Origin of the sequence: Actinomyces glycerinitolerans (assembly GCF_900098745.1) — a bacterium.
Lineage (GTDB): Bacteria > Actinomycetota > Actinomycetes > Actinomycetales > Actinomycetaceae > Actinomyces > Actinomyces glycerinitolerans.
The window spans coordinates 107665-119842 of sequence record NZ_FQTT01000012.1; the positions used below are offsets into that span (position 1 = coordinate 107665).

At 70.6% G+C, this 12178-nt stretch carries 10 protein-coding genes and 1 riboswitch; of the genes, 9 read left to right on the forward strand and 1 reads right to left on the reverse strand.

The annotated features are described in order from the left end of the window. The first annotated feature begins 24 nt into the window (after positions 1 to 24). The 4 genes from ACGLYG10_RS16705 (at position 25) to thiD (ending at position 4229) form a co-directional block, all read left to right on the forward strand. Positions 25 to 1704, forward strand: a complete 1680-nt coding sequence (locus tag ACGLYG10_RS16705; protein WP_073331645.1) for an RNA polymerase sigma factor — start codon at positions 25 to 27, stop codon at positions 1702 to 1704. Positions 1705 to 1786: 82 nt separating this feature from the next. After that, positions 1787 to 1875, forward strand: a riboswitch (TPP riboswitch). After that, positions 1865 to 2737 (forward strand): hydroxyethylthiazole kinase, encoded by an 873-nt coding sequence (thiM, locus tag ACGLYG10_RS10715; RefSeq protein ID WP_083565854.1) that lies wholly within the window; start codon positions 1865 to 1867, stop codon positions 2735 to 2737. Its footprint overlaps the riboswitch before it by 11 nt. Then, positions 2734 to 3390, forward strand: a complete 657-nt coding sequence (gene thiE / locus ACGLYG10_RS10720; RefSeq protein ID WP_073331648.1) for a thiamine phosphate synthase — start codon at positions 2734 to 2736, stop codon at positions 3388 to 3390. The genes thiM and thiE overlap by 4 nt, the downstream gene beginning before the upstream one ends. Continuing rightward, the gene (gene thiD / locus ACGLYG10_RS10725; RefSeq protein ID WP_073331651.1) at positions 3387 to 4229 is read left to right on the forward strand and encodes a bifunctional hydroxymethylpyrimidine kinase/phosphomethylpyrimidine kinase; all 843 of its coding nucleotides are present in this window, start codon (positions 3387 to 3389) and stop codon (positions 4227 to 4229) included. Before thiE ends, thiD begins: the two co-directional genes overlap by 4 nt. Before the next feature lie 19 nt (positions 4230 to 4248). Here the strand turns inward: thiD and ACGLYG10_RS10730 are convergent, their stop codons facing one another. Next, positions 4249 to 4527 (reverse strand): DUF7455 domain-containing protein, encoded by a 279-nt coding sequence (locus tag ACGLYG10_RS10730; protein ID WP_073331654.1) that lies wholly within the window; start codon positions 4525 to 4527, stop codon positions 4249 to 4251. Positions 4528 to 4721: 194 nt separating this feature from the next. Between ACGLYG10_RS10730 and ACGLYG10_RS10735 the strand changes: the two genes are divergently transcribed. From ACGLYG10_RS10735 to ACGLYG10_RS10755, 5 genes are all read left to right on the forward strand, one after another. Continuing rightward, entirely contained in the window at positions 4722 to 6983 is a 2262-nt protein-coding gene (locus ACGLYG10_RS10735; RefSeq protein ID WP_244542666.1) for a DNA gyrase/topoisomerase IV subunit B, read from the forward strand. Positions 6984 to 7035: 52 nt separating this feature from the next. Next, positions 7036 to 8091 carry a GNAT family N-acetyltransferase gene (locus ACGLYG10_RS10740; RefSeq protein WP_073331659.1) on the forward strand — a complete coding sequence of 352 codons (1056 nt, stop codon included), beginning with the start codon at positions 7036 to 7038 and terminating at the stop codon, positions 8089 to 8091. A 91-nt stretch (positions 8092 to 8182) separates the two neighbouring features. Then, positions 8183 to 9859 (forward strand): CTP synthase, encoded by a 1677-nt coding sequence (locus tag ACGLYG10_RS10745; protein ID WP_073331662.1) that lies wholly within the window; start codon positions 8183 to 8185, stop codon positions 9857 to 9859. Between the two features lie 53 nt (positions 9860 to 9912). Beyond that, positions 9913 to 10836 carry a DUF3737 family protein gene (locus ACGLYG10_RS10750; protein WP_083565857.1) on the forward strand — a complete coding sequence of 308 codons (924 nt, stop codon included), beginning with the start codon at positions 9913 to 9915 and terminating at the stop codon, positions 10834 to 10836. Then, entirely contained in the window at positions 10833 to 12104 is a 1272-nt protein-coding gene (locus ACGLYG10_RS10755) for a MalY/PatB family protein (protein ID WP_073331665.1), read from the forward strand. The genes ACGLYG10_RS10750 and ACGLYG10_RS10755 overlap by 4 nt, the downstream gene beginning before the upstream one ends. Positions 12105 to 12178 lie beyond the last annotated feature (74 nt).

Consider the following 12178-nt stretch of genomic DNA (forward strand, 5'->3'; position numbering starts at 1 on the left):
CGTCTGCTCCGCGAAAGGAAATCCGTGGCTACTTCCACAGTTGCTCCTGCTCCCACCACCGCGCGGGAGCGTGTCGAATTCGCCGACGACGTTGACGAGGCCCTGGAGGAGAAGCAGGACGTCGATCTGGACGACCTCGACGAGGATGAGGACCTCGCGCAGGACGAGGACGACGACCTGGTGGAGGACGACGTCGACGCGGATGACGTGGACTCGGAGGACGACGACGAGCCGGAGGACTCCGAGGACGAGGGCGACGACGAGCCGGAGGCCGCGGCCCCCGCCCCCGAGCTGCGCGACTACTACCTGGACGTGTCCCTGGAGGAGAACGGCGACGGCACCAAGCGCCACCCCTTCAACACCCCCGCCGCCCTGAAGGACGTGCGACTGGCGCCCGGCGCCACGCTGTTCGTGCGCAGCCGCACCGTCGTGGAGGGCCTGGAGATCAACGGCGACGGCACCCTGGAGGATCCGATCACCCTGGCCCCCTACGGGCACGGCCCCGTGCCGCGCTTCGTCATCCCCGGTGAGGAGGAGCCCGTCGTCGCCCGCGAGTTCCTGACCCAGAACGGCTACATCTTCCGCGGCTGGATCATCAAGGGCATCAAGATGAACCCCTCCATCGCCGCCCTGACCGGCGAACTGGACCGTATCCGCCGGGAGGAGGCGGAGAAGGCCGCCAACAAGAAGTCGCGGAAGTCCAAGGGTGAAAAGGGCAAGGACGGCTCCTTCACGGTCTCCGACTCCGATGAGGGCGACGAGCCCGCACAGAAGGTCGTCACCGCCGGCGCCACCGCCGACCCCGTCAAGGACTACCTCAAGCAGATCGGTAAGGTCGCGCTCCTCAACGCCGCGCAGGAGGTCGAGCTCGCCAAGCGCATCGAGGCGGGCCTGTACGCCGAGCACCTGCTGGCCACCGAGGGCAACGACATGGATGCCAAGTACCGCCGCGAGTTGCACTGGGTGGCCCAGGACGGTCAGCGCGCCAAGAACCACCTGCTGGAGGCGAACCTGCGCCTGGTCGTCTCCCTGGCCAAGCGCTACACCGGCCGCGGCATGCTCTTCCTGGACCTGATCCAGGAGGGCAACCTGGGCCTGATCCGCGCCGTGGAGAAGTTCGACTACACCAAGGGCTACAAGTTCTCCACCTACGCCACCTGGTGGATCCGCCAGGCCATCACCCGCGCCATGGCGGACCAGGCGCGCACCATCCGCATCCCCGTCCACATGGTCGAGGTCATCAACAAGCTCGCCCGTGTCCAGCGGCAGATGCTGCAGGACCTGGGCCGCGAGCCCACTCCGGAGGAGCTCGCCGTCGAACTGGACATGACCCCGGAGAAGGTCGTTGAGGTGCAGAAGTACGGGCGCGAGCCCATCTCCCTGCACACCCCGCTCGGTGAGGACGGGGACAGCGAGTTCGGTGACCTGATCGAGGACTCCGAGGCGGTTGTCCCCGCGGATGCCGTCAGCTTCACGCTGCTGCAGGAGCAGCTGCACGCCGTCCTGGACACCCTGTCCGAGCGGGAGGCGGGCGTGGTCTCCATGCGCTTCGGCCTGACCGACGGCCAGCCCAAGACGCTGGACGAGATCGGCAAGGTCTACGGGGTGACCCGGGAGCGGATCCGCCAGATCGAGTCCAAGACCATGAGCAAGCTGCGTCACCCCAGCCGCTCCCAGGTACTGCGCGACTACCTGGACGACTGAGGCACAGGCCGCCTCATCGGCCCGCAGCCCGGCCGCCCCGGAACCATACGGTTCCGGGGCGGCCGTCTGCTTGCTATCGTTGTGCCACGACACGGGGTGCCGCAAGGCTGAGAACAAACCCGTTGAACCTGTTCAGATAATGCTGACGAAGGGATGTCGCATGGCGCAGCACGCGTCCGTCAACACCCAACCGAACGAGCCCCCGCCACAGTCGACGGGGCCGGCGGCCGCGGCGCCATCTCCGGGACCCGCGGCCGTGCTGGAGTCCCTGCGCGCCGAGGGCCCCCTGGTCGCCTGCATCACCAATGCGGTGGTCACGAACTTCACCGCCAATGTGCTGCTGGCCGCCGGGGCCGCCCCCGCCATGGTCGACGTCACCGGGGAGGCCGGGCCCTTCGCCTCCGCCGCCTCCGCCCTGCTGATCAACCTGGGCACACCCCAGCCCGAGCAGCGTGCCGCCGCCGTGGAGGCCGCCACCGCCGCGCGGACGGCGGGCGTGCCCTGGGTGCTCGACCCGGTCGCCGTCGGCACCCTGGTGCACCGCACCGCCCTGGCCCACCGGCTCCTGGAGGAACGCCCTACGGTCATCCGCGGCAACGCCTCGGAGATCATCGCCCTGGCCGGCGCCGGTGCGGGCGGCCGCGGGGTGGAGACAACCGCCTGCGTGGAGACCGCCCTGGACGCCGCCCGCTCGCTCGCGGCGCGCACCGGCGCCGTGGTGGCGATATCCGGGCCCGTGGATGCCGTCGTCGACGGTGCACGCGTGAGCCGGGTGGGCGGCGGCTCCGTACTGCTGACCCGCGTCACCGGCGGCGGCTGCGCCCTGGGCGCGCTGGCGGCGGGCTTCCTAGCCGCCGGGACCGCCATCGGGACCGACGCCTTCGCGGCGACCGTCGCCTGTCACGCCGCCTACAGTGCCGCCGCCGAGATCGCCGCTGAAACCTCCGCAGGCCCCGGCTCCTTCCCGCCCGCATTCCTCGACGCCCTGTACGCCCTGGACGCCGACGACGTCGCCAGGATTCCGATCTCGTGAGGCCCGCCCCCGACCTGCGGGTCTACCTGGTCACCGACGCCGCCCAGTGCCGCGCGCGCGGCCGCACCGTCACCGACACGGTCAGGGCCGCCGTGGCCGGCGGCGCCACCTGCGTGCAGGTGCGTGCCAAAGACGCCGACGGCGCCGATTTCCTCGCCCAGGTCTGCGACGTCGCCAACGCCGTCGGTGAGCTGGTCCCGGTACTCGTCAACGACCGGGTCGACGTGTACCTGGCCGCCCGCCGCCTGGGGGCGCCGGTGGCGGGCGTGCACGTAGGCCAGCGCGACCTGCCCGCCACCGTGGTGCGCGAGCTCATCGGCGACGACGCCTACCTGGGCCTGTCCGCGGCCAACCCGGAGGCACTTTCCGCGGCGGCAGCGGAGGGCGCCTGCGACCACGTGGGCGTCGGCGCGGTACGCGCCACCGCCACCAAGGCCGACGCGCCCACAGGCATCGGCACCGACGGCGTCAGCCGCCTGGCGGCCGACATTGCGCTGCCATGCGTGGCCATCGGCGGCATCACGCCCGCCGACCTGCCCGCCCTGCGCGCCGGGGGACTGGCCGGGGCCGCCGTCGTCTCCGCGATCTGCCTCGCGGACGATCCGCGCGCCGCCGCCCGGCGGCTGCGCCGGGCCTGGGAGGCCGCGCGATGAACACACCAATCCCCAAGGCACTGACCATCGCCGGCTCCGACCCCTCCGGGGGCGCCGGCGTCCAGGCGGACCTGAAGACCATGGGGGCGCTCGGCACCTACGGCATGAGCGTGGTCACGGCACTGACCGCCCAGTCCACGCGCGGAGTCGCCGGAGTGCGGGCCGTGCCCGTGGACTTCGTGCGCCTACAGCTGGACACCCTGCTGGCGGACATCACCCCCGACGCCACCAAGGTCGGCATGCTCGCCACCGCCGAACTGGCCGAGGCGGTGGGAGAGTACCTGCCCGACCTGGCCAACACCGTCCTGGACCCGGTGATGGTGGCCACCTCCGGGGACCGGCTGCTCGACGCCGAGGCCATCGGCGCCGTCAGGCGCCTGTGCGCGCGTGCGGACCTGATCACCCCGAACCTGGACGAGGCCGCCGCCCTGCTGGACCGTTCACCGGCCGCGAGCACCGATGCGATGCGCCGCCAGGCGGAGCTCCTATTGGACGCCGGTGCCCGCCGGGTGCTGCTCAAGGGCGGGCACCTCGGCGCGGACGCCACCGACGTGTATGCGGATGCGGACGGCACGCTGCTGCTGCCCGGCCGCCACGTGGACACCCGCAACACGCACGGCACGGGCTGCACGCTCTCCGCGGCGATTGCGGCGCTGCGCCCGCAGCGGGAGAGCTGGATAACGGCGGTAAGGGATGCCAAGGGCTACCTGACCGGAGCCCTCACGCACGCCGACGCGCTCGGCGTCGGCCACGGGCACGGCCCCGTGCACCACTACTACGCCCTCTGGCCGAGTCGGCCGGAGGGCGTAGGCAGCAGGCTGAGGCAGGCCGGCGGGTGAGCCGGTCGTCGCCAATCGGTTAGTCGACCTCGTCGGAGCGGGTCAGGCGGTCGGACTCGTCCTGGATGAACAGGGCCTGGCGCTCCAGGGCGTCCCGGTGGGCGTGGCCGTGGTGGGCGCAGAACAGCAGCTCGCCGGAGGCGAGGACCACGCGCAGGTAAGCCTGTGCGCCGCAGACGTCGCAACGATCGGCCGTGGTGAGCGGACGCGTCTCGGTCGCCGCGGTGGGGCCGGTGGCCTGTTCGGGCGCGGTCGTCGGATCGGCGACCGTGGGGGAGATTGGAGTTGTCGTGCTCATGGCTCGATTCCACCACCACCGGGAGCCCACGCCAACGCCGTCGGGCGGTTTTCCGCCCCGGGCGCACCGCCTGCGCCCACGGCGAACGGTGGGAATCAGCGGCGGCCCCGATCCTCCGGCTACGGGCGAAGACCACACCTCCGGCGACGGCGCGGGATGCCTGACCCGCCCCCACAATCGGCTAAATTCGGCCCGTGCCAGATTCTTCCCAGTCCTACTCAGCCCGCCACCTCTCAGTTCTTGAGGGGCTCGAGGCGGTGCGCAAGCGCCCTGGCATGTACATCGGCTCCACCGATCAGCGGGGCCTGATGCACTGCGTTTGGGAGATCATCGACAACGGCGTGGACGAGGCCCTGGAGGGCTACGGGGACCGCATCGCCGTCGTCGTGCACGCCGACGGCTCCATCGAGGTGCGTGACACCGGGCGGGGCGTGCCCGTGGACGTCGAGCCCTCCTCCGGGCTGACCGGTGTCGAGCTGGTCTACACCAAGCTGCACGCCGGCGGAAAGTTCGGCGGCGGCTCCTACGGCTCCGCGGGTGGCCTGCACGGGGTGGGCGCCAGCGTGGTCAACGCCCTGTCCGCCCGCATGGACGTGGAGGTGGACCGCGGCGGCAAGACCTACGCCATGAGCTTCAGACGGGGCGTGCCCGGTGTCTTCACCGACACCGCCGCGGGCCCCACCCCGGACGCTCCCTTCGCGGAATACACCGAGGCCTCCCAGTTGCGCGTGATCGGCAAGGTGCGCCGCGGCGTCACCGGCACCCGGGTGCGCTACTGGGCCGACCCCGAGATCTTCCCGGCCCCCGCCCAATACGACATCGCCGCTCTGCGGGCCCGACTGCGGCAGACCAGCTTCCTGCTGCCCGGGCTCACCCTCACCCTCACCGACGAGCGCAACCCGGAGGCGATCGCCACCACCGCCAGTGGTGTCGCCGGCGACCCGGCCCTGAGCGTCAAGGGCGGGGCGAGCCCCGGCCGGGCGACAAGGGCGGATAAAGCAGGCAAGTCGGCCAGTTCCGCGCGCGGCGCCAATGACCTGTTCACCGCCGACGCCGAGGAGGAGGGGACGGAGGTCTTCCACGCCGAGGGCGGCACCGCCGACTTCGTCGACTTCCTGGCCACCGACGGATCCGTAACCGACACCTTCCGCCTGACCGGCGAGGGCACCTACACCGAGACCGTGCAGCAGCTCGACAAGCGCACTGGCCACCTGCGGCCCACCGAGGTCGAACGCACCTGCACCGTCGACGTGGCCCTGCGCTGGGGCATCGGCTACGACACCACCGAGCGCTCCTTCGTCAACATCATCGCCACCCCCATGGGCGGCACCCACCTGACCGGCTTCGAGCAGGCCGTCACCAAGGTGCTGCGCAAGCAGATCGACGCCAACTCCCGCGCCCTGAAGGTCACCAGTCGCGACGGGCGTATCGAGAAGGACGACATTCTCGCCGGGCTCACCGCCGTCATCACCGTGCGTGTACCCGAACCCCAGTTCGAGGGGCAGACCAAGGAGGTGCTCGGTACCGCTCCCGTGCGGCAGATCGTCGCCAAGGTGGTGGAGAAGGAACTCACCGCCCTGCTGACCTCCTCCAAGCGGGACCTGAAGACGCAGTCGCGCGCCCTGCAGGAGAAGATCGTCGGGGAGATGCGCGCCCGCGTGTCCGCCCGCATGCACAAGGAGATCACCCGCCGCAAGACGGCTCTGGAGACCTCCACCCTGCCCGCCAAGCTGGCGGACTGCCGCTCCGACGACGTCGCCTCCTCCGAGCTGTTCATCGTTGAGGGGGACTCCGCCCTGGGCACCGCCAAGAACGCCCGCAACAGCGAGTTCCAGGCGCTGCTGCCCATCCGCGGCAAGATCCTCAACGTCCAGAAGGCCTCCCAGGCGGACATGCTGCGCAACGCCGAGTGCTCCGCCATCATCCAGGTGGTCGGGGCCGGCTCCGGGCGCACCTTCGACCTGGACGCCGCCCGCTACGGCAAGGTCATCCTCATGACCGACGCCGACGTCGACGGCGCCCACATCCGCACCCTGCTGCTCACCCTCTTCTTCCGCTACATGCGCCCCATGATCGAGGCCGGCCGGGTCTTCGCCGCCGTCCCCCCGCTGCACCGCATCGAGGTTTCCGCTCAGGGCCGGCGCAAGCGCGAGGTCATCTACACCTACTCCGACGAGGAGCTGGTCACCACCCTGCGTAAGCTGGAGAAGCAGGGTCGTAGCTTCAAGGAGCCGCAGCGCTACAAGGGCCTGGGGGAGATGGACGCCCACCAGCTGGCCGAGACCACCATGGAGCCCGAGCACCGCACCCTGCGGCGCATCACCCTGGGCGATGAGGCCGAGCTGCTTGAGGCGGAGAACGTGTTCGAGCTGCTCATGGGTTCCAGCGTGGAGCCGCGGCGCGACTTCATCATCGAGGGCGCCGCCGAGGTCGACCGCGAACGCATCGACGCCTGAGCCATTTGCCCGTACCCTTAAAGTCGGCCCGGTCCCGTCGAAGGAGACGCATATGACACCTGTTTACGGCTCTACGCGCCGCACCGGCCCGGGCGGTCCCTGGTCGATGCTCCGTCCCGGACCTCGTTCCGCGCTGCCCCGCATGCTCACTTGGGCGCCGCTGGGGCCGCGCGACAATACCGAGTTGGCCGAGCTCATCGCCCGTTCCGAGGCGGCGGACACCCCCCCATACCGCACCAGTGCCCAGGAGACCGCCGAGTACTTCGTGGACCCCACCTACTCGGGGGTGGCCGGCCGTGACGAGAACGGTGTCATGCGTGCCTTCGGACTGGTGCGACTGCGGCCGGCCGGAGAGATCTACGCCTCCATGACCGGGACGGTCGACCCGCAGTGGCGCAAGCGCGGCATCGGGGTGGCGCTGTTGCATTGGCAGACCGAACGGGCCCGGCACCTTATTGGCGCCGAGCGCGCTGGGGAGCCGACCGGCTCCTCAACGGTCGCAGTGCCCGCCCATATCGTCACCACCGTGCTGGAGGATGACGAACGCATGAAGGAGCACCTGGCCGAGCTGCGCTTCGAACCGCGCCGCTGGTATCGGGAGGTGCGCCGCCCGCTCTCCGAGCCCATCCCGGAGGTGGACCTGGATGGCTTCCTCACCATCGAGCCCTGGTCGGAGGAACTCGACGACGCCGTGCGCCGCGCCCACAACCAGGCCTTCGCCGACTCCGGCGGCGGCAGCATGAGCCCGGAGGAGTGGCGGGCCGGGCGCGCCTACTTCGCACCCCAGTGGAGCTTCGTGGCACTGGACCGGTCGGGAGACCGTGCCCGGGTCGCCGGCTATGCGCTCTCCAGCCGCTACGAGCAGGACTGGGAGGCACTCGGCTGGCGGGAGGGCTACACCGACGTCATCGGGGTGCTTGCCGATTACCGTTCCCGCGACGCCGGCCCGGCACTACTGACGGCGGTCATGCGCGCCTACGCCGCCGACGGCATGGAGTATGCGGCGGCCGGCTTCGAGTCAGACGACCCGAGCGGCGCCGTCGACCTGTTCCTCGACCTGGGGTACACCGCCACGCGCGGCACGATCCTGTACGGCCTGGACGTGTAGCCGCCGGTGCCCGCGGCCCAACCGGCCGGGGCGGGCCGCCGGTGGGCGTATGCGTCGGGCGCGTTTCGTCCCGGTGCTACGTTGAAGGCCCGTGAGTAACGCACCTGCACGTCCGGGCGGGAAGACCCCCGCCGTCCCTCATCACATCTTCGTCACCGGCGGTGTCGTGTCCTCCCTCGGCAAGGGATTGACCGCCTCCAGCCTGGGCCGCCTACTGCGCTCCCGTGGCATCAGTGTGGCCATGCAGAAGCTGGACCCCTACATCAACGTCGACCCGGGCACAATGAACCCCTTCCAGCACGGGGAGGTGTTCGTCACCGAGGACGGTGCCGAGACGGACCTGGACATCGGCCACTACGAGCGCTTCCTCGATGTGAACCTGTCCGGGGCCGCCAACGCCACCACCGGCCAGGTCTACTCCACCGTGATCGCCAAGGAGCGTCGCGGCGAGTACCTGGGCGACACGGTCCAGGTGATCCCGCACATTACCGACGAGATCAAACGGGTGATGCGCGCCCAGGCGGAACCGGATGACAGCGGTGCCACTCCCGACGTGATCATCACCGAGATCGGTGGAACCGTGGGCGACATCGAGTCCCAGCCCTTCCTGGAGGCAGCCCGGCAGGTGCGTGCCGACCTGGGGCGGGAGAACGTCGCCTTCGTACACGTCTCCCTGATTCCCTTCCTGCCCGCCGCCGGTGAGCTGAAGACCAAGCCCACCCAGCACTCGGTGGCCACGCTGCGCAGCATCGGTATTCAGCCCGACGCCCTCGTACTGCGCACCGACCGGCCGCTGCCGGACGGCATCAAGGACAAGGTCTCGCGCATGTGCGACGTGGAGCCGGGCGCCGTCGTCGAGTGCCGGGACGTGGACAGCATCTACGAGGTGCCGCCCGCCCTGCACCGGGAGGGGCTCGACGCCTACCTGGTGCAGCGCCTGAACCTGGCCTTCCGGGATGTGGACTGGACCGAGTGGAACGTCCTGCTGGAGCGCGTACACGCCCCGAAGCACCGCCTCGAGGTGGCGTTGGTCGGCAAGTACATCGAGTTGCACGACGCCTACCTGTCCGTCACCGAGGCGATCCGCCACGGCGGCTTTGCTTGCGACGCCGCCGTGGACATCCGCTGGATCGCCTCCGACACCTGCGAGACGCCAGCCGGAGCGCAGCGGGCGCTGGCAGGCGTCGACGCCGTCGTCGTCCCCGGCGGCTTCGGGATCCGCGGCATTGAGGGCAAGGTGGGTGCCCTGCGCTGGGCGCGCGAGCACCGCGTGCCCACCCTCGGGCTGTGTCTGGGCCTGCAATGCATGGTGATCGAGGCGGCCCGCAACCTGCTGGGCCTGAGCGGCGCCTCCTCCACCGAGATGGAGCCCGACACGCCCGACCCGGTAGTCACGACCCTGGACTCGCAACGCCGCTTCGTCACCGGCGGGGGAGACCTCGGCGGGACGATGCGCCTGGGCGCCTACCCGGCCCTGCTCACGCCGGGCTCACTGGTCGCGGAGGCCTACGGTGCCACCGAGGTGTCCGAGCGGCACCGCCACCGTTTCGAGGTCAACGACGCCTACCGCGACCGGCTGGAGGGGGCGGGGCTGCATGTCACGGGTACCTCCCCGGACGGGCAGCTGACCGAGTTCGTTGAACTCGACCGGTCACTGCACCCCTACTATGTGGCCACGCAGGCGCACCCCGAGTTCAAGTCGCGCCCCACTCACGCCCACCCGCTGTTCGCGGGCCTGATCCGGGCGGCCCTGGCACACCGGGACTGAGGGGTACTGTCATGGCCTCGCTGCGGGGAGGCCGCCCGCCTACAGTCGATGCCATGACGCTGACCGCATCTCCTAGTGCCGCCGCCGAGGCCCCGGGCGGCTGTCCCGACCACGTCGGCTCGGTGGTTGACCATCGCCGCCTGACCGGTGAACGCGCGCTGTACGCCTCGCGCGACCTGACCATCGCCCACTCCACCTTCGCCGACGGCGAGTCCCCGCTCAAGGAGAGCCGCGGCCTGCGCATCAGCGACACCGTGTTCGAGTGGAAGTACCCGCTGTGGTACTGCCGGGACGTGTCGGTCACCGGCGGCGCCCTGCTGGAGACCGCCCGCTCCGGCATCTGGTACACCGACGACATCCGTCTGGACGGCACGCTGGTGGCCGCCCCCAAGACCTTCCGCCGCGGCCGCGGCATCAGCCTGCGGCGTGTAGACCTGCCGCATGCCGAAGAAACCCTGTGGAGCTGCCGGGAGTTCACGCTTGAGGACGTGAACGCCACCGGCGACTACTTCGCCAAGGACGCCGCCGGTGTCACCGCCGAGCGGCTGCGCCTGACGGGCAATTACGCCTTCGACGGCGCCCGGGACGTGACCGTACGCGACAGTGTGCTGCTGAGTAAGGACGCCTTCTGGAACTGCGAGAACGTGGTGGTGGAGAACTCGATGATCGTGGGGGAGTACCTGGGATGGAACTCCCGCAACGTCACCTTCGTCGACTGCACCATCCAGAGCCTGCAGGGTCTGTGCTACATCGATGGGCTCGTCCTGCGTGGCTGTCGCCTGCTGGACACCACCCTCGCCTTCGAGTACTGCCGGGGCATTGACGCCGAGGTCATCGGCCACCTCGATTCGCTGACCGACCCTGCCGACGGCGTCATCCGGGCGGGCTCCATCGGCGAGCAGATCATTCATCCCGACCGGGTGGACCCCGCGGCCACCCGCATTGAGACCGGCTGGTCGCCCCAGGCGGTCGCATGAGGGCCCCCGCCGACTTCAACCTGGATGAGCCCACCGACCGGCGTGGCACCGGCTCATTGAAATGGGACGAGGCCGGACCGGACGAGTTGCCCATGTGGGTGGCGGACATGGACCTGCGCACCGCGCCCGTCGTGCGCCGGGCCCTCGCCCGGGTGGCCCGCGAGGGCCTGCTCGGCTACGCCGTCGTCACCGACGCCTACGAGCAGGCCGTCACCGCCTGGTGGGCACGCCGCCACGACTGGCCGCTCCAGCAAGACTGGCTGATCCCCACCACGGGGGTAGTCGCCGCGATCTCCTCGATCGTGCGCAGCGTGACCAACGTGTTCGAGAAGGTCCTGATCCAGCAGCCCGTCTACAACATCTTCACCAACAGCGTCCTGAACAACGGCCGGCGCCTGATCACCAGTGACCTGCTGCAGGGTGAGAACGGCGAGTGGACGATCGACTGGGCGGATCTGGAGGCCAAGCTCGCCGACCCGCTGACCACCCTGATGATCCTGTGCAACCCGCACAACCCCGTCGGCCGAGTGTGGACGCGGGAGGAACTGGCCCGCCTCGGCGCGCTCGCGGCCGACCACCACGTGACTGTCCTGTCCGATGAGGTTCACTGCGACCTCACCCTGCCCGGCGTCGGGTACACGCCCTTCGCCGCCTCCGCGCCGGTGTGCGCCGAGGTGGGCATCACCTGCCTGTCGCCGTCGAAGGCCTTCAACACCGCCGGCGTCCACTCGGCGACGGTCGTCGTCCCGGAGCCGCACCTGCGCGCTCGTGTGGAGCGCAGTATGAATACGGACGAGGTCGCCGAGCCGGGCGTGTTCGCGGTGCCCGCGGTCGTCGCCGCCTACAGCGCTGAGGGGGAGGCCTGGTTGGGGGAGGTGCGTGCCTACGTCGCCGCCAACAAGGCGCGGGTGGCCGAGGTGGTGGCGGGTGAACTGCCCGGCTGCGCCGCCCCGGTCTCGCAGGCCACCTACCTGTCCTGGATCGACGTGCGCGCGCTGCTGTGCGGCGCCGGGGCGGTCGGCCGCAATGGCGGGGGAGCCGACGGCGCCGGGCCGGGTGGGCCGGCGGGCGCACCCGGGGACGCGACCGCCGCCCTGGCCGCCCACATCCGCTCCCGCACCGGACTGGTGCTCACGCCCGGCACCGCCTATGGGGCGGCCGGGGCCGGCTTCCTGCGTATGAACCTGGGCACCCAGCGCGCCCGCGTGGAGGACGGGCTCGAACGGCTGGTGCGCGGGGCGCGCAGCTGGGCGGCGAACGCCGTCTGAACGTTCGGGCCACGCGCCCAGGCCCTCTCGTATATGCAGCTGTGACGTTAATCGATTGACTTAACGTCGTCGTG